Here is a 21136-nt window from a genome sequence, read left to right as displayed (position 1 = left end):
TTGTACTATAGATCTAAAATCACACTTGTACATGTTTACTGCATGCTAAATGACTTATGCCAATGCCTGCCCAAACACCAGAATCAGCTGGCCAATACCGGCCAACAGACCCAGTACCGCACCCACCAGAATCAGTTTGATTTCATCTTCCTGAAAGCACGGCCGCAGCAATTCCTGAAACTCTCCGGAAGACAGCGCCAGCATGCGCTCAACCATAATAGATTCGATGGCTCGCGCCCGATCTTTCTGAAAATCCGGTTGGCTTAAAGACCTGCGGGACAGCTCAACGGCTTTGCTTTCCAGCTGATTGCGTAAACTGACAGCGGCAGCGGGGCCCAGCGCCATGTGTGCCAGCGTTTGATTGACGCCTGCGTCTGCGTTAAGCAGTGGCCGTAAATGTGCTTTGATGATATCCAGCGCCTGGCCGCCCCGGGGACCATCCAGTATGGCATCTATAATATTACCCACCGTGAGTATGTCGTGGGCCACAATGTGGCAGAAGGATTCGGCCACTTCTGGTTGACGTTTCAGAAACAGCCCCTGAATGCGCCAACGGCCAAGACGTAATGGGTACAGCGGGCGGAAAATAACGTTTAGGGCAATCCAGTTGGTGGCAAAACCCACCAGTAAACCGCCCAGCGGCAGCACCCACCACACGGGGAATACGAACCACAGCAGCATCTGTAACAGGCCAAAGCCAAAACCCAGATACAGGCCTGATTTCACAATAAAATGGAATTCACGGTAGCCGCAGGTCAGAAATATGCGGTTCAGCAGGGTTTTATCAGTGGTGAGCCGGTCTACCACCATGGTTTTTATGTCTAACAGCTGTTCCGCGTTTTGCGCTATGTCGTCCATTACTTGCATCATCAGTGCGGGCAAGGCTTTGCGCGCTCGCTCGTACACCAGCCATTTGGCCGGGCCTGGCAAGCTCTGCCAAAACGCCGGCGACTCGCGCATCATCAGCTCGTTTACGTAACCTTCAACCTGCGGGTTTATGGTGTGGATGAGCTGAGTTGCGAGTACGTTGGGGTCTAGCTGCTGGAAGATTTGCGGCACGGTGCCAATCTTGGCGATGGTGGCGTCTACGCTGATGAACGCCATTTTTCGGGCTTTTGAGGGAATAATGCCTTGCCAGCCCAGGTACGGTGGCCAGCCAAAAAATTCAATGGGGTAAAACGTCATCTTGATGGCCAGCCAGTTGGTGGCCCAGCCGATACAAGCCGCGATGACCGGGATGCTGAGGTACTGCAAGAGCTCGATGGAAGTGGCCAGGCTTGTCACCCGTAGGTCTTAACGATTGGGTGTGTGGGTGATTTTGCCCGCTTGGGAAAGCACATACGGGGATCAGGCACCAACATCACCCCACAGCCACTGGCAGAGTGCCATGGCGGCAACCGGCGCGGTTTCCGTGCGGAGCACTCTCGGGCCGAGAGCAACCGGGAGGAAGCCGGATTTTTCAGCTTGGGCAATTTCGTCGGCGCTGAGGCCGCCTTCAGGACCGATCATAAGGGCAACGCTGTTGGGCTTGGCCAGAGAATCCAGTGATTGTTCGGTGCGGTGGTGGAGCACCAGGCGCACGTCGCAGCGCTGGCTGTATTCCAGCCATTCGGTGATGTTCATCACCGGTAGAATCTCCGGCACTCGTGCGCGGCCGCATTGTTCGGCGGCGCTGATGGCTACCGAGCGCCAGTGGTTCAGACGCTTGTCTTCGCGGTCGCCTTTCAGACGCACATCGCAGCGTTCGGTGGAAAGAGGCACGATTCGGGTAACGCCCATTTCCGTCGCTTTCTGCACTGCATAATCCATGCGGTCACCCTTTGACAGGGTTTGCCCGAGCACGATCTCCAGCGCCGATTCACGGCTGTTTGCAGTGAAATGTTCCACCTGAACCGTCACGTTTTTCTTGCTGGCGCTGGCAATCAGCGCCTGGTAATCGTGGCCATCGCCGTTGAACAGGCTGAGTGCCTGGCCAGGTTGCATACGCAATACCCGGCCGACATGTTGTGCGGCGTTGTCGTCCAGCTGCGCTTCTGCGCCGGCCTGTAACGGAGTGTCAGTGTAGATTCGTGGTATTCGCAACGCAGTTTTCCTTAAAGGCGCGAATCAGTCGCGCACAGCGATATTAATGCCCTCCGTGGCTACCCGGGCCAGATGCTGAATCTGGTCTTCGGTGATCACATAGGGCGGCATAAAATACACCACATTGCCCAGCGGGCGTATCAAGGCCTGGCGGGTGAGCGAGTGCTGGTACACTTTCAAGCCGCGCCTTTCTTTCCAGTGGAAGGGCGTTTTGTCGGCTTTGTTTTTAACCATTTCAATGGCCAGTGTCATGCCGTGTTGGCGAATATCACCCACGTTGGGGTGATCCGCCAGATGAGCAACCGACTCAGCCATACAGGCCGACAAGCGCCGGTTATTCTCAATAACTCGATCATCACGGAAAATGTCGAGAGTTGCCAGTGCTACGGCGCAGCCAATGGGGTTACCGGTGTAACTGTGGCTGTGCAAAAACGCCCGCATGGTTTCGTAATCGTCGTAAAACCCGTTGTAGACGGTATCAGTGGTCAGCACCACAGACAATGGCAGGTAGCCTGCGGTCAGGCCTTTTGACAAGCACATGAAATCCGGCGTAATGCCCGCCTGCTCGCAGGCGAATAGGGTACCGGTGCGGCCAAAGCCCACGGCAATTTCGTCGGCAATCAGATGTACGCCGTACCGGTCACAGGCTTCGCGCAGTTTGGTGTGGTAAATCGGGTGGTGCATGCGCATGCCGCCGGCGCATTGAATGAGCGGCTCTACCACCACCGCGGAGATTTCGTGGTGCCTTTCTGCCAGCAGCGCTTCCATCGCTTCAAACTGGCGCAGAGCGAAGGCTTCGTCGGTTTCACCGGGCTCTTTCAGGTAGGCATCCGGCGAGGGTGCAGTAATCACTTCCATCAACAAAGGCTGGTAGGTGTTTTTGTAAATCGCCACATCACCCAGTGCCAGCGCGCCCAGGGTTTCACCGTGGTAGCTGTTGGCGAGATTCACAAAGTGCTTCTTGTTCGGCAGGCCCTGGTTCTTCCAGTAGTGAAAACTCATCTTCAGCGCCGCTTCGATAGCGGATGAACCGTTGTCGGCGTAAAAGCACTTGTTCAGTCCTTCCGGCGTTACCTCAATCAATCGCTCTGACAGATTCACCACCGGCTCGTGGCTGAAACCAGCCAGAATCACGTGTTCCAGCTGGCCGATCTGTTCGATGATCGCATTGTTAATGCGGTCATTGGAGTGGCCAAACAGATTCACCCACCAAGAGCTGACCGCGTCGATATAGCGGTTATTTTCGAAGTCTTCCAGCCACACTCCTTTGCCTTTTTTAATCGGAATCAGCGGCAAGGTTTCGTGGTCTTTCATCTGCGTACAGGGGTGCCACACGGACTTAAGGTCACGGGCGACGAGGTCGGCGTTGCGCATTGAAGAGCTCCAGACAGACAATATTATTGGGTACCGATGAATCGGCTGTTAACCTTTTTAAATTCTACAGTTAACAGCGAGTTCAGGCTACTGCTTTGAAAGGGAGCTCCGAAGGCGAGAATATAAGCGCACGCGTGTTTTGGGCCAGAATTGCTCTTGGCGCGTGGAAAGCCCCAATAAGGACGAACTCAACGCAAAGGATGCGACATGAGCAAAGCAGTGGTACTTCTCGGAGACCTGGGTTCCGATCACAGTGGATTCCCGCCAACGCCGGTGATTGCCGGTTCACCCGATGTTTTAATTGACGGCAAACCCGTTGCCCGCCTAAGCGATCCCTTAGCACCCCATTCAAAGCCCAAACACCCACCCCATCCGCGGGCCATTGCCGCTGGCTCTTCCACCGTTGTTATTAACGGAATACCGGCGGCCGTAACCGGCAGCGCGATTTCCTGTGGTGGTGTGGCTATTGGCTCGGGTTCGGTGGTGATTGGGGATGCTCATACGCCGGCAGTGTTTTCGTGAGTGTCACCGATGGTAGCGTTAGCCAGAAGCTCTGGGCTTTGGTGGGCGTTCGCGACCAAAAAATACGCCGTCTCCCGGCTTGAACGAGAAGTCTGATAAGGATTTGAGCGAGCCAAGCTTTCACGTAGTGCGTCGCCCTATGAGTAAAAATGAACTGCTGACGATGCTATACGGAGATGCTTCCGCTAAACCGGATAACTGCGAACGCCTTAATCCCGGTACTGGAAGTTACGCATTACCTGGCGAAATGATTGTCGTCAAAGAGCATTGCGCATGGGTAGAGGGCCTCTGGGGTACGTCTAACGATTTCAGAGTAGAAAACGGGTTTTAGGTCATTGTTTGCTGGCACAGCTGAGTGCTATTGCTTGGGCCCTGAATAATGGATATTAAAACGTTCCGCCAATTTTGCCAGGCGCTTGTCAAAGGTCCATAGCACGGCGCCCGGTGTAATCAACGTAGACGCCAGAAGTGCAATATCCATCAGGCCACAACCTAAAACGTAGAGCTTTTCCTGTTCAATCAGAATCCGCACTTCGGCAATACTTGCCTGGTTCGCCGGTTCCAGCAGACCGATATCAGAGAGTGTTTGCGCGCGCGGTGAGGGCGGCGTGCCGCAAGCGAGTTCGGCAACCACCATGGGGTGTGTCAGAACTCTGTCTGAGAGCAACAGCTTGGTAAGCGTTGTATTGCGATGACGAAAGTGCCCCGCCCAGACGGATGTATCAACCAGTACATTCATGACGCCGGAGCGTCTTCATGGCGGCGAGGGATGTCTTGCATTTCGGGTGCGGTACCACCCAGCGCCGCCAGGCGTTTGGCGGCGCGAGTTCTTACAAACACTTTTATTGCTTCCCGAGACAGTTCCTAAAACGACAAAGCCCCCGAATATGGGGGCTTTGTCGTTACTCTTTAGCTTTTCAGTTGTTCAACTTTTCAACTCAACTTTAACAACTCATCAGTGCGCCAGCACCCGTGACAGAAACGCCTGGGTACGTTCGTTCTGGGGGTTGTCGAACACGTCCTGGGGTTTTCCTTCTTCCACAATCTGGCCTTCGTGGATGTAAATCACCCGGTCGGCCACTTCGCGGGCGAAGCCCATTTCGTGGGTCACCACCATCATGGTCATGCCTTCTTTGGCCAGTTCACGCATAACGTCTAGCACTTCGCCCACCATTTCCGGGTCTAGTGCCGAGGTGGGCTCGTCAAACAGCATTACCCGCGGTTCCATCGCCAGGGCACGGGCGATGGCTACCCGTTGCTGCTGGCCGCCAGACAACTGGCTCGGGAACTTGTCGGCCTGATCACTGATGCCAACGCGCTCAAGCAAGCGATCTGCAGTGGCATTCGCAACGGTTTTATTGGCACTTTTAACCTTCATAGGCGCCAGCATGATGTTCTTCTTCACCGACAGGTGAGGAAACAGATTGAACTGTTGGAATACCATGCCCACTTCTTTGCGGATTTCAGCCAGGGATTCCTGGTTGCCGCCTTTGGGCGCCAGTTTATGGCCGTCGACTTCCAGGTGGCCAGATTCGTATTCTTCCAGACCGTTCACGCAGCGGATCAAGGTGGATTTACCGGAGCCGCTGGCGCCGATAATCACCACCACTTCGCCGGCCTCTACGGCCAGATCGATGTCTTTCAGCACGTGAAGCTTGCCGAAGTACTTGTTCATGCGTTTGAGCTGCACAATATGAGTCATCAGTCAGTTTCCTTCACACAGAGGCCCGGCCGCGCTTTTCCATATAGCGCAGAACCATAGACAGTGACAGGGTTATAGCAAGATACATAAGGGCCACTACAAAATACACCTCAAAGGCGGTGAAGGTATTGGCAATGTACACCTGGCCCTGACGAACCAGTTCACCGACGCCGATAACAGAAAACAGCGAGGTGTCTTTAATGCTGACGATGGCCTGGTTACCGAGGGGTGGGATCATTCGGCGAAACGCCTGGGGCCACACAATCGACCAGAAACTCTGGGTACGGGACAGGCCTAACGACAGGCCTGCTTCGGTTTGGCCGCGGTCAATAGACTGCACACCGCCACGAACTACTTCAGAAATATAGGCACCCGAGTTCAGGGCGATGGCCGCAATACCGGCGACAAGCGGATCAATCGGGCCGCCAATAAGGTCGGGTAAACCGTAAAATATGAACAGCACCTGGACCAGAATGGGCGTGCCGCGGAATATTTCAATGTACGTCGTTGCGGGCCAGCGGAAATACCAGTGTTTGTTAATGCTCAACAGGCCAAACAAAATGCCCAGCAGAAAACCGATAACGAGGCCGCCGAACGAAATCATCAAGGTGTAAGGAATACCCTTCGCCAGGAAGGGTATGGAATCTATGGCGGCTTGCCAGTCAAATTGGAACTGTGATTCCACAGTGAATGTCTCCGCAGGAGTTAGCGAGATAAAACACCGGGGCTCGTGGCCCCGGTGCAATAGATCAGATTGTTACATCCCGAGCTTACTTAGCGTCGGGCAGAGGGCCAAACCATGTTTCATAAATGGTTTTGTAAGTGCCGTCTTCGTGGATTTCTGCCAGAGCAGCGTTCACTTCGTCTACCCATTCACTACCGGCCTTCAGGGCAATACCATACTGCTGACCTTCATACAGGGCACCAACGGTTTTCACTTTGCCTTCGCCCTTGGTACGGGCGAAATAGGCCACATTGGGGGCGTCGTAGAACACGGCATCAACAGAGCGAGACATCAGCGCCAGATACATATCTGCGCTGCCCGGGTAGGGTGTTACGCCATCGTTATCTTTCAGATTTCCGGTTAAATAATCGTAGCTGGTGCTGCCGATTTTGGAGCCGATCTTTTTGCCTTCAAGATCTTTGAATTCCAGAATTTTGTTGTTATCAACGCGCACCAGCAGGCGCAGGCCTGAATCGTAGTACGGGTCAGAGAAGTCGACGATTTTCTCGCGAGCTTCCGTGATGGTAATGCCCGCAATAGCAATATCGATACTGCCAGTCTGCAGGGCCGGAATTATGCCGTTGAAATCCATGGTGTTCATGTCGTATTCAAAGCCCGCCCGTTTGGCGACTTCGGCGATGATTTCCATGTCGAAACCGATCATTTCACCGGTTTTTATGTCCAGCATTTCGAAAGGTACAAAGCTGGGGTCGGTCGCAATTTTCAGCTTTTCTGCGCTCACGGTACCCGCTGCTGCGGTCAGAGCCAGGCCAGCAGTCAGTGTTTTCAGCCATTTAGTGCTCATGTTTTCTCCTTGGTTTTTATAAAACCCCGGCTGCCGCAATGTAAAAAGCCTTCCGAGCCGATCGAGGCAGGGAATAGCCGGGGCAAATTTTCGGGGGCTGTGTTATGAATTGCGTTAAGAGCTACGTTGAGAGTTGTGTTGAAAGTGTTGCTCCGAACTGCAGTAACGACACTCTAGACTATTACCCAGACTGCGGTGCAAAATCAAATGTGTGACACTCGGAAAGGCTTTTTCTGAGCAAAAAAATACCCGTACTAGCAGAAGGTTATAAGCTGTTACGGGTGTTTTTTTCGGTTAAAACGGTATTTTTTCGCGCTCACCCAAACCAAGGTTTTTCCAGATTCCGAGGCTAGGCTCAACCTGATTCATCGTGTAAAAGTGCAAACCGGGCGCGCCAGCTTGCAACAGTTTTTCACACATGCGGGTAACCACTTCCTCGCCGAACTGGCGAATGCTTTCGCTGTCGTCGCCGTAAGCTTCTAACTGCTTGCGTACCCAGCGTGGGATTTCTGCGCCGCACATGTCGGAAAAACGCACCAGGTTGGAGAAATTAACAATGGGCATAATGCCGGGAACCACCGGGATGGTAACGCCCGCTTTTTCAAGCCGGTCAATAAAATAAAAGTAGCTGTCGGCGTTGAAGAAATATTGGGTAATAGCGCTGTTGGCGCCGGCTTCTACCTTACGGGCGAAGTTCTTCAGGTCTTCCTCGGCGCTGCGGGCCTGAGGGTGAAACTCAGGGTAGGCGCCCACTTCCAGATTGAAATAATCGCCGCTGTGCTCGCGAATAAAGCTCACCAACTCGCTGGCGTAACGCAATTCACCGGCTGCGCCCATTCCTGAGGGCAGGTCGCCGCGAAGCGCCACAATTCGGTTAATGCCGTTTTCTTTATAGGTGTCGAGCAGTTCTTTGATTTCTGCCCGGGTGCCACCTACGCAAGATAAGTGCGGGGCGGCTGAAATGCCCTGTTGGTGCAGGCTAAAAACAGTTTCCAGTGTGCGGTCACGGGTTGAACCACCGGCACCAAACGTCACTGAAAAGAAATCCGGGTTTACGGCCGCTAGTTCGTCGCGAACGCCTTGCAGCTTTACTTTGCCCTGTTCGGTCTTGGGCGGGAAGAACTCAAAACTGAACCGCCGCTTAAATTGTTTTTGGGATTCCATGTTGATGTCCAGAATGTAGGGTTGGAACCGGGCCAGCCGAAGCTGGCCCGTGATCACATCCGCCGTAGCGGCTTAGTGCTAATACAAGTACTTGTAGATAGCCTTTATGCCTAGTACTTGTAGCTTTCCGGCTTGTACGGGCCTTCCACCGGAACACCAAGGTAGTCGGCCTGCTTTTGGGTCATCTTGGTGATCACGCCACCAAAGCCTTCGACCATGGCACGAGCCACTTCTTCATCCAGGTGCTTGGGTAGAACCTGCACATACACACCCTTCACGCGGGCTTCTTCCGGCAGCTCAGCAAACTTGCGCTCAAACAGGTACATCTGAGCCAGCACCTGGTTGGCGAAAGAACCGTCCATAATGCGCGACGGGTGACCGGTTGCGTTACCCAGATTCACCAGGCGGCCTTCAGACAGCAGAAGCAAGTGGTCGTTGGCCGCTTTGTTGCGGTACACAATGTGAACCTGCGGCTTAACTTCGTCCCATTCCCAGTTCTCACGCATGTACGCGGTGTCAATTTCGTTATCGAAGTGACCGATGTTGCACACAACCGCACCAGACCTCAGAGCCTTCAGCATGTTGGAATCGCACACGTTGTAGTTACCGGTACTGGTCACCAGAATGTCGATTTTAGACAGCAGAGCTTTGTCGATGCAGGCTTCGGTGCCGTCGTTCTCGCCGTTGATGTACGGTGAAACCACTTCAAAACCGTCCATGCACGCCTGCATGGCACAAATGGGGTCGGCTTCGGTAACTTTCACAATCATGCCTTCCTGATTCAAGGAAGCAGCAGAACCCTTACCCACATCGCCGTAACCAATAACCAGTGCTTTCTTACCAGACAGCAGGTGGTCGGTGGCGCGTTTGATGGCGTCGTTCAGGCTGTGACGGCAACCGTATTTGTTGTCGTTCTTGGCCTTGGTGACAGAATCATTCACGTTGATGGCCGGAATCTTCAGGATGCCGTCGCGCAGCATTTCCTGAAGGCGGTATACACCGGTGGTGGTTTCTTCGGTCACGCCGTGGCAGTTGGCCAGAATTGCCGGATATTCTTTGTGCAGCAATGCGGTCAAATCACCGCCGTCGTCCAGAATCATGTTGGGCGACCAGCCTTCCACGTCTGCGCCGACGGTTTGATGCAGGCACCACTCGAATTCGTCGTCGGTCTCGCCTTTCCAGGCAAACACCGGAACGCCAACGGCGGCAACAGCTGCAGCAGCCTGATCCTGGGTAGAGAAAATGTTGCACGACGACCAGCGTACGTTGGCACCCAGTTCAATCAGGGTTTCAATCAGCACAGCTGTCTGAATGGTCATATGGATGCAACCAGCCACGTTAGCGCCAGCCAAAGGCTGTTCAGCTTTGTACCGTTTGCGGAGCGCCATCAGCGCCGGCATTTCGCCTTCGGCGATGTTGATTTCCTTGCGGCCCCATGCGGCCAGCGAGATATCACGTACTTTAAAGTCTTCAACGACGTTCATTTTTTCTGCGGGAATGCTCATTCAGGTGTTCTCCAGTTCATTGTCGATTAAATGCCAGCTGCGTCTTTCAGGATTGCCGCGCGATCGGTTTTTTCCCATGGGAATGTGGTGAATGTTTCGCCATTTACAGTGACTTGTTGAGGCTTGCGGCCGAAATGACCGTAGGCTGCTGTGGCCCGGTACATTGGGTGCAGCAGGTCCAGCATGTTGGTAATGGCGTAAGGACGCAGGTCGAAGTTCTGGCGTATCAGTTCAACGATCTTGTCATCGCTGATTTTGCCAGTACCGAAAGTGTTTACGGAGATAGACGTGGGTTGTGCCACACCAATCGCGTAAGAAACTTGAATTTCGCATTTATCGGCCAAACCGGCAGCCACCAGATTCTTCGCCACATAGCGCCCAGCGTAAGCGGCGGAACGGTCCACTTTTGACGGATCTTTGCCGGAAAAGGCACCGCCACCGTGGCGAGCCATGCCGCCGTAGGTGTCTACAATGATTTTACGGCCGGTCAGGCCACAGTCGCCGACCGGGCCACCGATCACGAATTTGCCGGTGGGATTGATGTGGAACTGGGTGCCTTTGTGCAGCAATTCTGCCGGCAACGCGTGCTTCACAATCATTTCCATCGAGGCTTCTTTCAGATCGGCCTGGCTGACGTCTGGGTCGTGCTGGGTAGACAGCACCACCGCATCGATGCCCACAACCTTGCCATTTTCATAGCGGCAGGTTACCTGGCTCTTGGCGTCTGGGCGCAACCACGGCAATATGCCGTTTTTGCGAGCTTCGGCCTGGCGCTCTACCAAACGGTGAGCGAAGGTGATGGGGGCAGGCATCAGTACTTCGGTTTCATTGCTGGCGTAGCCGAACATCAGGCCCTGATCGCCGGCGCCCTGGTCTTCCGGTTTCTGGCGATCTACACCCTGGGCAATGTCCACCGACTGTTTGCCGATGATGTTGATAATTCCGCAGGTGCCGCCGTCAAAACCGACTTCAGACGAGGTATAGCCGATGTCTCTGATTACGCCGCGTACCAGGTCTTCCAGGTCTACCCAGGCGCTGGTGGTTACTTCACCACCGATAATGGCTACACCGGTTTTCACCATGGTTTCACAGGCAACACGGGCGTGCCGGTCTTTAATGAGGATGGCGTCTAGCACAGCATCCGAAATCTGGTCTGCCAGCTTGTCCGGATGGCCTTCCGAAACGGATTCGGAGGTGAAAACATTGTAGTCAGACATTAGCGGTAGCTCCTTTTTGAGCGGTCTAAAATATGAGCGGACTAAACGTATGTAAACAGTCCGAAAGGGTCCGATTGACTAGGTATACGTAATACCACTTACACCTATATCAAACTTTTTTGATATTCATGTTCAGTCTCCTGCAAGGCCCATGTTTACCGCTTTGCAGTGGTTTTCCAAAACTCCCGAACCTGCACTTGAAAGCCGTTGCGCAGGCCAATAAATATGCATTCGCGGGATTGCAGGCCCGCAGCAGTTGCCCAAGCGGTTAATTCTTCAGGCTCAAAGCCCAACCACAAGTCGCCGCAATTTTCCCGCGCCCAGATCTGATCGTGGCGGCACAGCTCGCTGATAATCAGGCAGGCGCCGTTGTTCATAAGGGCTGCGGCGTCCAGAAAAATATCCGCAGGGCTAGGTACGTGGTGCAGCACCATGTTGGCCACTATCAGGTCAAAACCATCGCCGCGTGCCAGTAGGGTGTCTGTCACGCCTTCAATAAAATCCACGTTATTCAGGTTTTCATCCGTGCAGGTCTGCTGGGCTTTAGCCAGCATGTCGCAACTGTTATCCAGAGCCACCAAGTGATGGCACAGTGGCGACAACACCGGCAAAAAGCTGCCATCCCCGGGGCCAATTTCCAGCACGGTTGACCAGCTCTTTTTAGGCGCACGTTGGCGTATCAGCCTTGCCGCGGGCTTGGCGTAAAGCTCGAACGGTGCAATCAGCTCCTGTTGCTCGCGGAATTGCCCCGCGTGGCGGGAGAAAAACATTTGCGACTGATTGGCACGCTGGCCACGAATCACGTCGATTTTCTCCTGCAAATGTAAGTGTAGCGGCACCTGATCAACGGTAGAGAAAATCTGGCGAATGGTTTGTCCGGCCAGGGTGTTCACGGTCAGGTTTAACGGTCGGCGGTAAAAAATAGAATTGCCTTCGCGCTGTGGCTCTACCAGGCCGGCCTTGTGCATCACCTTCAGGTGATGGCTCATGCCCGACTGGCGCATATCAAACAGTTGGCTCAACTCCAGCACGCCAAACGTGTCCCGCCGTAATACCCGCATAATTTCCAGGCGCAAAGGATCACCGCTGGCTTTATAGATCGTGGCCAGGGCGTCCGCTGGAGCGGTATCGGGAATAGCAGTGCTGGTGTTTATCATAGGGCAGCAGTGTAAGGAGCTTTTTCAAGCCAGGCAAGTGCTATATCAAAGTTTTTTGATATAGCTTTATAATGCAAAGTCGATTTGCCCCCACCCACTGTAATCGGCGAAAATGTGCGCCTTATTTTTAAGCGCTCTGTGGCCGTGCTGTTGAAGCAGTACCGAAGTGCGGCCAGTAGAACGGGATTTGTCCCTACTTCCTTGAAAAACATTGGAGAAATTTTGATGTCCTCTCGTAAAGATCTCGCCAACGCCATTCGCGCGCTGAGCATGGATGCGGTTCAGAAAGCCAAATCTGGCCATCCGGGTGCGCCCATGGGCATGGCTGATATCGCCGAGGTGCTGTGGAATGATTACCTAAGCCACAATCCTGCCAACCCGCAGTGGGCCAATCGCGACCGTTTTATACTGTCTAACGGCCACGGTTCCATGTTGCAGTACTCCTTACTGCACCTGAGCGGTTACGACGTTTCCATTGATGACATCAAAAACTTCCGCCAACTGCACTCCAAAACCCCGGGCCACCCGGAATACGGCTACACCCCGGGTGTTGAAACCACCACCGGGCCCTTGGGGCAGGGTTTGGCAAACGCCGTGGGTTTTGCCCTGGCTGAGAAAACCCTGGCGGCGCAGTTCAACCGCCCGGGCCACGACATTGTTGACCACTACACCTATACCTTTGTCGGCGATGGCTGCCTGATGGAAGGCATCTCCCACGAAGTGTCGTCTTTAGCTGGCACACTAGGGCTGGGCAAGCTGATCTGCTTCTACGACGACAACGGCATTTCCATTGACGGCAAAGTAGACGGCTGGTTTACCGACAATACCCCGCAGCGCTTTGAAGCTTACGGCTGGCAGGTCATTGCCGACGTAGACGGCCACAACGCCGACGCCCTGAGTGCGGCCATTGAGGTGGCCCGCGCCAACACCGAGCAGCCCACGCTGATTTGCTGCAAAACCGTGATTGGTTTTGGCTCGCCCAACAAGCAGGGCAGCGAATCGGCCCACGGCGCACCGCTGGGCGACGACGAAATCGCTCTGACCCGCGAAGCACTGGGCTGGAAACACGGCGCCTTTGAAGTGCCGGACGACATTTACGCCCAGTGGAACGGAAAAGAAAAAGGTCAGAATGCCGAAAGCGCCTGGAACGACACCTTCGCTGCGTATCAGAAAGCCGAGCCGGAATTGGCCGGCGAGTTCAAGCGCCGCATGGCCGGTGATTTGCCCGCCGACTTCTCTGCAAAAGCCCAGGCTTACATCCAGAGCGTTCAGGACAAAGGCGAAACCATCGCCAGCCGTAAGGCGTCCCAAAACAGCTTGAACGCCTACGGCCCGATGCTGCCGGAACTGTTGGGCGGCTCTGCCGACCTGGCCGGTTCCAACCTGACTATCTGGAGTGGCTGCAACACCGTCACCAAAGAAGATGCCAGCGGTAACTACATTAATTACGGCGTGCGCGAGTTCGGCATGGCCGCCATCATGAACGGCCTGACCCTGCACGGCGGATTCGTACCCTACGGCGCTACCTTCCTGATCTTCATGGAATACTGCCGCAACGCCCTGCGCATGGCCGCACTGATGAAGCAGCGCGCCATCTATGTGTTCACCCACGACTCCATCGGCCTGGGTGAAGACGGCCCCACGCACCAGCCCGTTGAACAACTGGCTAGCCTGCGTACTACGCCCAACATGAGCACCTGGCGCCCGGCTGACGCCGTAGAATCTGCCGTTGCCTGGAAAGCCGCGCTTGAGCGTACCGATGGCCCCACTGCGTTGGTATTCAGCCGCCAGAACCTGGCCCACCAAAACCGTTCTGCGCAGCAACTTGCTGACGTTGCCCGCGGTGCCTATGTGTTGTCAGACAGCGAAGGCACGCCAGAGCTTATTCTGATTGCAACAGGTTCCGAAGTTGGCTTGGCGCAAGAAGTAGCCGCCAAGCTGCGCGAGCAGGGCAAAGCCGTTCGCGTGGTGTCTATGCCCTCGACCGACATCTTTGATGCGCAAAGCGCCGACTACAAGCAGCAGGTATTGCCGCTAGACGTCACCAACCGCATCGCGGTGGAAGCCTCCATTGCCGATTACTGGTTCAAGTACGTTGGCCTAGACGGTCGCATTGTGGGCATGACCACCTTTGGTGAATCGGCACCCGCTGGCGAGCTGTTCAAGGAATTCGGCTTTACCGTCGATAACGTCCTGGACGTGGCCGCCGAGCTACTGGAAGCCTGATGACCGAGCCCGCATTTTATCGCGTCGCCATCAATGGTTACGGCCGCATCGGCCAGTGCGTGCTGCGGGCGCTGTATGAAAACGGTTATCGCGACCACTTTCAGGTGGTCGCGATTAACGAGTTGTCAGACATCGACACCATCGCGCATTTAACCCGCTATGACTCCACCCACGGCCGCTTTCAAGGCACGGTGGCGGTAGAAGGTGACAGCCTGTGGGTGAATGGCGACGTCATCCGCGTTTTAAACAGCACCGACCCGGCCGAACTACCCTGGAAAGACATGGGCATCGACCTGGTATTGGAATGCTCCGGTGCATTTTCTGACCGCGCGACGGCGGAACAGCACCTGGCCGCTGGCGCCAAGCGTTTGCTGTTTTCGCAGCCGGCCGAAGCCGATGTTGACCGCACCGTGGTGTACGGCATCAATCATCTTGAAATGGTAGACAGTGATCGCATTGTGGCTGCCGGTTCCTGCACCACCAACTGCCTGGTGCCGATGATCAAAGTGCTGGACGATGCGCTGGGCATAGAGCAAGGCACCACCACCACCATTCACGCGGCAATGAACGACCAGCCAGTGATTGACGCTTACCACCATCAGGATTTGCGCCGCACCCGCAGCGCGCTGCATAACATAGTGCCGGTAGACACCGCGCTGGCCCTTGGTATTGAACGCCTGCTGCCCCACATGCAAGGCCGCTTCAGTTCCGTTGCCATGCGCGTACCCACGCTAAACGTGTCTGCCATTGATATGGTGCTGAACGTGCGCACGCCAGTGACCGTCGCCGACGTTAACGGCATCCTGCAACGGGCGGCGACCACCTTACCGTTGATGGGCATACTGGGTTACACCAACGAATTGCTGGCAAGCTCCGACTTTAATCACGACTCCCGTTCCGGCGTGGTCGATGGTGGCCAAACCCGGGTTACCGGGGAAACCATGGTGAAAGTGCTGTGCTGGTTTGATAACGAATGGGGCTTTGCCAACCGCATGCTGGACGTCAGCCGACACTGGCTGGCGGTGAGCTGACGTATCTTCCGGTTTAAAATCTGATTACATTTGACGCTGACGAACCGTTCAAGGGAAAAAGAGCATGGCCATCAAAAAAATGACCAACCTGAATCTGGCAGGAAAGCGCGTACTGATTCGCGAAGACCTGAACGTACCGCTGAAAAACGGCCGCATTACCAGCGATGCCCGCATCCGCGCTGCGTTGCCTACCATTAAAGCGGCTGCAAGCGCCGGCGCCAAAGTCATGCTGATGTCGCACCTGGGCCGTCCGGAAGAAGGCGTGTATGACCAAGCCGCTTCCCTTAAGCCCGTGGCCGAGCACCTGAGTGAAGCCCTGGGCCAGAACGTACGCCTGATCAAAGACTACCTGAACGGCGAAGACCTACATCTGGCCGACGGCGACGTAGTGCTGTTCGAGAACGTGCGCTTCAACAAAGGCGAAAAGAAAGACGACGAAGCCCTGGCCAAACAATACGCTGCGCTTTGCGACATTTACGTGATGGACGCCTTCGGTACCGCACACCGCGCTCAGGCGTCTACCCACGGCGTCGGCAAGTTTGCCCCCGAAGCCTGTGCCGGCCCGCTGCTGGCGGGTGAGCTGGAAGCCTTGGGTAAAGCCCTGAATCATCCGGCCCGGCCCGTGGTTGCCATTGTTGGCGGTTCCAAAGTCTCTACCAAACTGGACGTACTCAACGCCCTGGAAAAAATCTGTGACCAGATTATTGTAGGTGGCGGCATCGCCAATACCTTCCTCGCCGCTGCCGGTCATCCTGTCGGCAAGTCCCTGTGCGAGCACGACTTGACAGACGTCGCCAAAGACATCGCCTTTCGCGTTGCAATTCCGTTGCCGGTTGACGTAGTGGTTGCCAGTGAGTTCTCTGAAACCGCAACCGCCACCATTCGCAACATTTCAGACGTGACCGAAGATGACATGATTCTGGACGTAGGCCCCGAAACCGCGGGCCAGTTTGCCGAGCTGTTGAAAAACGCCAAAACCATTTTATGGAACGGCCCGGTAGGTGTGTTTGAATTCGACCCGTTTGAAAACGGCACCAAAGTGCTGGCTCACGCCATTGCCGACAGCGCCGCATTTTCACTCGCCGGCGGTGGTGATACTGTGGCGGCCATTGACAAGTACGGTGTAAATGAGAAGATTTCTTATATCTCAACCGGTGGGGGTGCTTTTCTTGAATTCGTAGAAGGCAAAACCCTGCCCGCAGTCGCCATGCTGGAAGAGCGTGGCGCGTAAAACGTATTTAACCACTCGCACAATTTTTAAGGAGACAACCTAATGGCCCTGATTTCGATGCGGCAAATGCTGGACCACGCCGCCGAGCATGGTTACGGTGTGCCAGCCTTTAACGTGAACAACCTCGAACAAATGCGCGCCATTATGGAAGCGGCGGACAAAACCGACTCACCGGTGATTGTTCAGGCTTCGGCCGGCGCCCGCAAATACGCCGGTGCCCCCTTCCTGCGCCGTATGATTCTGGCGGCCATTGAAGAGTTCCCGCACATCCCGGTGGTTATGCACCAAGACCACGGCACCAGCCCCGCCGTGTGCCAGCGCTCTATTCAACTGGGCTTTAGCTCGGTAATGATGGACGGCTCCCTGGGTGAAGACGGCAAAACCCCAACCGATTATGAATACAACGTAGACGTGACCCGTCGCGTAGTAGAAATGGCCCACGCCTGTGGTGTATCGGTAGAAGGCGAACTGGGTTGCCTGGGCTCCCTGGAAACCGGCCAAGCCGGCGAAGAAGACGGAATAGGCGCCGAAGGCACCCTGGACATGAGCCAGATGCTGACCGACCCCGAAGAAGCCGCCGACTTCGTGCAAAAGACCCACGTAGACGCACTGGCCATTGCCATCGGCACCAGCCACGGCGCTTACAAGTTCACCCGTCCGCCCACCGGCGACACCCTGGATATTGGGCGAATCAAAGCCATTCACAAACGCATTCCAGACACCCACCTGGTAATGCACGGCTCTAGCTCTGTACCCCAGGAATGGTTGAAAATCATCAACCAATACGGCGGCCAAATCCCCGAAACCTACGGCGTACCCGTCGAAGAAATCGTGGAAGGCATCAAACACGGCGTGCGTAAAATCAATATAGACACCGACCTGCGCCTGGCAAGCACCGGCGCCGTGCGCCGCTTCCTGGCCGAAAATCCAGCCGAATTCGACCCACGCAAATTCCTGAAAGCCACCATGGTGGCCATGTCAGATATTTGTATTGCGCGTTATGAAGCCTTCGGCAGCGCGGGTAATGCCAGCAAGATTAAGCCTATGAACCTTGAACGCATGTATGAGCTTTATGACACTAGGGCGCTGGATCCTAAGGTTAAGTAATTTGGCGTTGAAGTAGACGGTGTTCTGATGAAAAGCCTTCGGTGAGAGCCGGGGGCTTTTTTTTGCGCTTTTTGATCATTTGGGGGAAGTCATAGGGCCAAAAAGGGTTTAGCGTGTACGTATTAGTACGATGTACGCATCCACTTGTTAAGGATGATGGCCGATGATTTCTTCTATATTGACCCTGTTGTCTCTTAGCTTTGCGCATCCTGTAGCAACTACATTTTTGGCCGTTGATTTTTATTTTGTGATTCGTGGTGAGCTTGCCTGAAATCCTGCCCAAAGGTGGGGGCTTGAGGTGAGAAGGGTAGAGCATGCTTCGTTATTGCAATAATGAAGTGGTCACGCTGTTACAGGGCGTCTTTCAGTCTTATCGCTGTAGTGTTATGTTTTTTATAGGAAAAAATGAAGCTCTCTATTTGGTGTTATGGGTGTTTTACAGAGGTCAGGTTTTCACAATAACGAAGCGTTCTATTTAATCACTGTTAGGCCGTAGAGGAGAGTTTGACTTGTTTGAAAAGTTTCGACGGAAATCTGCTGCGGCCAGGCTGCAAGAAGAACAGTTGTATGAGCAAGTTATTCAAGAACTGTCTCATGGTGAAAAGCGAGGCGGGCTCTGGGCGAAAGCGTTAGCTAACAGTGATGGTTCAGAGCAAAGAGCTGAATCTCTGTATATCCGTTACCGCGTCCAATCGATTAAAGATGAAATAGATATCTTTGAGGGGATTGCAGAGGAAGCTGCTAAGCAAGTTGCTCGCGATAAGAGGAACGATCCTCCACATTCTTTTACCTACAATGACGTGGTAACTAAGCATAATTTCATAACTTACTGGGTAGAAGGAAGGTCTTTCGACTCTGCTCAAGAAGCAAAAACATTCGTTGACCGCAAAGCCTAACAAGTGGCTGTTGTCGGACGCACTTACGCTGCGCTCCGGCGCGCCGCAAAGCCAAGCGTTATGCTCAAAAACTTAGCATTCGAACTAGGTCTATTAATGAAGAGTGAGAAGCACGAGTTTCTTTACCAATATGCGCGCGCTGCGTTCGAAGACGAGCTGCAGAGATTCCGGAATATCGAAGATAAAGCAACAAAATACCTTAGCTTTCTATCAATTGGCATTGTTGCATACTCGCTGATGCTGCGCTTTTTTTCTTCTGCCTTTTTCCCGCCCGAAGGGATCTTACAGTGGGCAGCTTGTAGTGTTATTGCCTTCACTTATTTGGCGCTGGTCTCTGCGTGGAGTTTCTTGTATCGGGCTCTGCGATTTATTGATATGCCCCGATTGCCGCTCCACGAAAGCTTTATTAATGAGTACGAACCTAAGTCTCTCCCAACCATACATTTTTCCTTGATGCGGACGTGTTCAACAGCCTTGGAGTATGCCAGATCAGGAAATGCAGAGAAGTCTCAACTTCTTATCAAGGGCTATCGAGATATTGGAGTAGCAATGTGGGCTCTCAGCATCTCTGCTATCCTCATCGTTTCGACGAGTTTCTTTGAAAATTAGGAGTCAAATATGTCGGGTAAAGATGACCAAAATCAGCCAAGCCAACAAGAAACCTCTGCGGAACCAGATAGAAATACTCCGCCGCCTGAGGTGACCTTTGTTCTGGACCACAAAATTCCGGAAATTGAGAAGAAAAAGCAGCAAATCAACGAGTCTGGCAGCAGAAACCGGGGGAAATAGCATAACTAGGCCATGCACCGGATGCCAAAACCTATGCTTCGCGCCGGTTTTGTCACCGGTGATCGCGGGCGTTAGGTTTCACCAAGGAGTTTGTATGACGGGTTTAGAATATGTAAATGGCGTACTTAAGAAATATGCTGTTGACCCAAATAAAGCCGTTCAGTACCACACCCTTTTTCTTCCATATATTATGGAATGGGCGAATGGATATTTGATTGATGTAAAAGTATCTGGTTCGTCAGCAAAAGGAACAGCTGTTTCAAGCGGTACAGATGTTGACTTATTTATCTCCTTGACTTCTACAACCAAAAATACGCTCAATGAAATATATGAGTCCCTTTTTTCTTATATGGGTGGGAAAGGATTTACGGCAAGGCGTCAGAATGTGTCAATTGGAATTAACCATAACTTGAATAAAATTGATCTTGTACCAGGAAGGCGACAAAATCAGTATGGCAATGATCATAGTTTATATGTGAGCAAAAAGAACTCTTGGACAAAAACGAATATAAGCACCCATATTTATCAGGTTTCTAATTCAAGTAGATTAAACGAAATAAAGCTCGCAAAAATATGGCGAAACGCAAACAACCTAGATTTTCCATCTTTCTATTTGGAATTGATAATCATGGATGCTCTTTATAACAAGACAGTTGGCGCAATCGATACAAATTTCGTTGCTGCACTTAGTTTCATCGCATCAAATATAGAGTCCAACAGTTATTTCGACCCGTCAAATACGAATAATTGCATATCTGATCAGATCAGTGCAGTTGAGAAAAAAAGAATTGCGACTGTCGCAAAAAATAGCGCCAGTCAAAAATTCTGGAAGTACGTTGTAGCATGAGCAGCAAAGCGAAAAATGCATCAAAAATTAATGGCAAGGAATTTTTGCAACAGTCCTTCTCTATGCAACAAGCCATGCTAAAAACACAGCTTGAAATGTCAAGTGCGTCTATTACGCACAACGGAACCATGGGCGATGTAAACGAAAAACACTTTATTGAAATGATTAGGAAATACTTGCCTGATCGTTATGCTGTGGATACAGGAATTGTTATTGACTCCAAAGGAAAAACTAGCGACCAAATTGATGTTGTTGTCTTCGATAATCAGTACACACCAACACTTCTTGATCAACAGAATCATAGATTTATACCTGCTGAATCTGTCTACGCTGTTTTTGAAGTTAAACCTCACATTGACAAAGCCTATTTGGAATATGCAGGAGAAAAAGCGAAATCGGTAAGAGCCCTTCATAGAACGAGCGTGCCAATCGTTCATGCAGGTGGCGTTTATCCAGCAAAACCACATTTTGAAATTATTGCAGGGATTATAGCCACTAATATTAGTTGGGCAGACGACTTTGGCGTTGCTTTCACTTTAGCGTTTAAAGGATTAGAGCCGTTGCAACGAATTAATTGTGGTTTGGCTGTAAGTGGTGCATCGTTCGATACTTTTAATGATGATGACTCTTTTACTTTTGGTCCATCTCAAAACGCGTTAATTTATTTCCTGTTTCGGGTTCTTCAACAGCTTCAATCATTAGGCACTGTTCCGGCTATTGACTGGAATGCATACGCCGCACAACTTGAAACCTAACA

At 53.0% G+C, this 21136-nt stretch carries 21 protein-coding genes; 10 read left to right on the top strand and 11 right to left on the bottom strand.

Features of this window, described 5'->3' with window-relative positions:
- Positions 1-54: 54 nt before the first annotated feature.
- From ABA45_RS14745 to ABA45_RS14735, 3 genes are all read right to left on the bottom strand, one after another.
- Positions 55-1284, bottom strand: coding sequence for a DUF445 domain-containing protein (locus ABA45_RS14745; protein ID WP_048387336.1), 1230 nt, complete (start codon positions 1282-1284; stop codon positions 55-57).
- Between the two features lie 63 nt (positions 1285-1347).
- On the bottom strand, positions 1348-2082 hold the full coding sequence (locus tag ABA45_RS14740) for a 16S rRNA (uracil(1498)-N(3))-methyltransferase (RefSeq protein WP_048387334.1): 735 nt from the start codon (positions 2080-2082) through the stop codon (positions 1348-1350).
- A gap of 24 nt (positions 2083-2106) precedes the next feature.
- Positions 2107-3456 carry an adenosylmethionine--8-amino-7-oxononanoate transaminase gene (locus tag ABA45_RS14735; RefSeq protein WP_048387331.1) on the bottom strand — a complete coding sequence of 450 codons (1350 nt, stop codon included), beginning with the start codon at positions 3454-3456 and terminating at the stop codon, positions 2107-2109.
- A 207-nt stretch (positions 3457-3663) separates the two neighbouring features.
- On the opposite strand from ABA45_RS14735, the gene ABA45_RS14730 reads away from it, so the two are divergent.
- Positions 3664-3978, top strand: a complete 315-nt coding sequence (locus tag ABA45_RS14730) for a type VI secretion system PAAR protein (RefSeq protein WP_048387329.1) — start codon at positions 3664-3666, stop codon at positions 3976-3978.
- A 358-nt stretch (positions 3979-4336) separates the two neighbouring features.
- On the opposite strand, the gene ABA45_RS14725 is transcribed toward ABA45_RS14730, so the two are convergent.
- The 8 genes from ABA45_RS14725 to ABA45_RS14690 all read right to left on the bottom strand — a co-directional run bounded on the left by ABA45_RS14725 (position 4337) and on the right by ABA45_RS14690 (position 12252).
- Entirely contained in the window at positions 4337-4717 is a 381-nt protein-coding gene (locus ABA45_RS14725; RefSeq protein ID WP_048387327.1) for a type II toxin-antitoxin system VapC family toxin, read from the bottom strand.
- A 216-nt stretch (positions 4718-4933) separates the two neighbouring features.
- On the bottom strand, positions 4934-5680 hold the full coding sequence (locus tag ABA45_RS14720; RefSeq protein WP_048387325.1) for an amino acid ABC transporter ATP-binding protein: 747 nt from the start codon (positions 5678-5680) through the stop codon (positions 4934-4936).
- Between the two features lie 13 nt (positions 5681-5693).
- On the bottom strand, positions 5694-6365 hold the full coding sequence (locus tag ABA45_RS14715; RefSeq protein WP_048387323.1) for an amino acid ABC transporter permease: 672 nt from the start codon (positions 6363-6365) through the stop codon (positions 5694-5696).
- Between the two features lie 85 nt (positions 6366-6450).
- On the bottom strand, positions 6451-7209 hold the full coding sequence (locus ABA45_RS14710; protein ID WP_048387322.1) for a transporter substrate-binding domain-containing protein: 759 nt from the start codon (positions 7207-7209) through the stop codon (positions 6451-6453).
- Positions 7210-7503: 294 nt separating this feature from the next.
- Entirely contained in the window at positions 7504-8373 is an 870-nt protein-coding gene (gene metF, locus ABA45_RS14705) for a methylenetetrahydrofolate reductase [NAD(P)H] (protein WP_048389137.1), read from the bottom strand.
- Positions 8374-8483: 110 nt separating this feature from the next.
- Positions 8484-9878: an adenosylhomocysteinase gene (gene ahcY / locus ABA45_RS14700; protein ID WP_048387320.1), complete on the bottom strand. Its 1395-nt coding sequence runs from the start codon at positions 9876-9878 to the stop codon at positions 8484-8486.
- A gap of 26 nt (positions 9879-9904) precedes the next feature.
- Entirely contained in the window at positions 9905-11095 is a 1191-nt protein-coding gene (gene metK, locus ABA45_RS14695) for a methionine adenosyltransferase (protein ID WP_048387319.1), read from the bottom strand.
- A 155-nt stretch (positions 11096-11250) separates the two neighbouring features.
- The gene (locus ABA45_RS14690) at positions 11251-12252 is read right to left on the bottom strand and encodes a metalloregulator ArsR/SmtB family transcription factor (protein WP_048387317.1); all 1002 of its coding nucleotides are present in this window, start codon (positions 12250-12252) and stop codon (positions 11251-11253) included.
- A 225-nt stretch (positions 12253-12477) separates the two neighbouring features.
- Here ABA45_RS14690 and tkt point away from each other — a divergent pair, with 225 nt between their 5' ends.
- The 9 genes from tkt to ABA45_RS14650 all read left to right on the top strand — a co-directional run bounded on the left by tkt (position 12478) and on the right by ABA45_RS14650 (position 21134).
- Positions 12478-14478 (top strand): transketolase, encoded by a 2001-nt coding sequence (gene tkt / locus ABA45_RS14685; protein WP_048389135.1) that lies wholly within the window; start codon positions 12478-12480, stop codon positions 14476-14478.
- Entirely contained in the window at positions 14478-15509 is a 1032-nt protein-coding gene (locus ABA45_RS14680; RefSeq protein ID WP_048387315.1) for a type I glyceraldehyde-3-phosphate dehydrogenase, read from the top strand. Before tkt ends, ABA45_RS14680 begins: the two co-directional genes overlap by 1 nt.
- Positions 15510-15573: 64 nt before the next feature.
- Positions 15574-16740 (top strand): phosphoglycerate kinase, encoded by a 1167-nt coding sequence (locus ABA45_RS14675; RefSeq protein ID WP_048387312.1) that lies wholly within the window; start codon positions 15574-15576, stop codon positions 16738-16740.
- Between the two features lie 42 nt (positions 16741-16782).
- Complete coding sequence (fba, locus tag ABA45_RS14670; protein WP_048387310.1) at positions 16783-17847, top strand: class II fructose-bisphosphate aldolase; 1065 nt, start codon at positions 16783-16785, stop codon at positions 17845-17847.
- A gap of 509 nt (positions 17848-18356) precedes the next feature.
- Entirely contained in the window at positions 18357-18743 is a 387-nt protein-coding gene (locus ABA45_RS14665; protein ID WP_048387307.1) for a hypothetical protein, read from the top strand.
- Between the two features lie 60 nt (positions 18744-18803).
- On the top strand, positions 18804-19352 hold the full coding sequence (locus tag ABA45_RS14660) for a hypothetical protein (RefSeq protein ID WP_048387304.1): 549 nt from the start codon (positions 18804-18806) through the stop codon (positions 19350-19352).
- Between the two features lie 9 nt (positions 19353-19361).
- On the top strand, positions 19362-19532 hold the full coding sequence (locus ABA45_RS18975) for a hypothetical protein (protein WP_157035560.1): 171 nt from the start codon (positions 19362-19364) through the stop codon (positions 19530-19532).
- Between the two features lie 94 nt (positions 19533-19626).
- The gene (locus ABA45_RS14655; RefSeq protein WP_048387302.1) at positions 19627-20379 is read left to right on the top strand and encodes a nucleotidyltransferase family protein; all 753 of its coding nucleotides are present in this window, start codon (positions 19627-19629) and stop codon (positions 20377-20379) included.
- Positions 20376-21134, top strand: a complete 759-nt coding sequence (locus ABA45_RS14650; protein ID WP_048387300.1) for a DUF6602 domain-containing protein — start codon at positions 20376-20378, stop codon at positions 21132-21134. The genes ABA45_RS14655 and ABA45_RS14650 overlap by 4 nt, the downstream gene beginning before the upstream one ends.
- Positions 21135-21136: the final 2 nt, after the last annotated feature.

The organism is Marinobacter psychrophilus (genome assembly GCF_001043175.1).
Taxonomy (GTDB): domain Bacteria; phylum Pseudomonadota; class Gammaproteobacteria; order Pseudomonadales; family Oleiphilaceae; genus Marinobacter; species Marinobacter psychrophilus.
This window is presented reverse-complemented; position numbering and strand designations above follow the sequence as displayed.

Bases quoted from the DNA above. Each gene is read 5' to 3' on its own strand.
- ABA45_RS14660 (WP_048387304.1), top strand. From the start codon at position 18,804: ATGCTCAAAAACTTAGCATTCGAACTAGGTCTATTAATGAAGAGTGAG.
- ABA45_RS14735 (WP_048387331.1), bottom strand. From the start codon at position 3,456: ATGCGCAACGCCGACCTCGTCGCCCGTGACCTTAAGTCCGTGTGGCAC.
- ABA45_RS14730 (WP_048387329.1), top strand. From the start codon at position 3,664: ATGAGCAAAGCAGTGGTACTTCTCGGAGACCTGGGTTCCGATCACAGT.
- fba (WP_048387310.1), top strand. From the start codon at position 16,783: ATGGCCCTGATTTCGATGCGGCAAATGCTGGACCACGCCGCCGAGCAT.
- ABA45_RS18975 (WP_157035560.1), top strand. From the start codon at position 19,362: ATGTCGGGTAAAGATGACCAAAATCAGCCAAGCCAACAAGAAACCTCT.
- ABA45_RS14725 (WP_048387327.1), bottom strand. From the start codon at position 4,717: ATGAATGTACTGGTTGATACATCCGTCTGGGCGGGGCACTTTCGTCAT.
- ABA45_RS14690 (WP_048387317.1), bottom strand. From the start codon at position 12,252: ATGATAAACACCAGCACTGCTATTCCCGATACCGCTCCAGCGGACGCC.
- ABA45_RS14720 (WP_048387325.1), bottom strand. From the start codon at position 5,680: ATGACTCATATTGTGCAGCTCAAACGCATGAACAAGTACTTCGGCAAG.
- tkt (WP_048389135.1), top strand. From the start codon at position 12,478: ATGTCCTCTCGTAAAGATCTCGCCAACGCCATTCGCGCGCTGAGCATG.
- metK (WP_048387319.1), bottom strand. From the start codon at position 11,095: ATGTCTGACTACAATGTTTTCACCTCCGAATCCGTTTCGGAAGGCCAT.
- metF (WP_048389137.1), bottom strand. From the start codon at position 8,373: ATGGAATCCCAAAAACAATTTAAGCGGCGGTTCAGTTTTGAGTTCTTC.
- ABA45_RS14650 (WP_048387300.1), top strand. From the start codon at position 20,376: ATGAGCAGCAAAGCGAAAAATGCATCAAAAATTAATGGCAAGGAATTT.
- ABA45_RS14675 (WP_048387312.1), top strand. From the start codon at position 15,574: ATGGCCATCAAAAAAATGACCAACCTGAATCTGGCAGGAAAGCGCGTA.
- ahcY (WP_048387320.1), bottom strand. From the start codon at position 9,878: ATGAGCATTCCCGCAGAAAAAATGAACGTCGTTGAAGACTTTAAAGTA.
- ABA45_RS14655 (WP_048387302.1), top strand. From the start codon at position 19,627: ATGACGGGTTTAGAATATGTAAATGGCGTACTTAAGAAATATGCTGTT.
- ABA45_RS14710 (WP_048387322.1), bottom strand. From the start codon at position 7,209: ATGAGCACTAAATGGCTGAAAACACTGACTGCTGGCCTGGCTCTGACC.
- ABA45_RS14680 (WP_048387315.1), top strand. From the start codon at position 14,478: ATGACCGAGCCCGCATTTTATCGCGTCGCCATCAATGGTTACGGCCGC.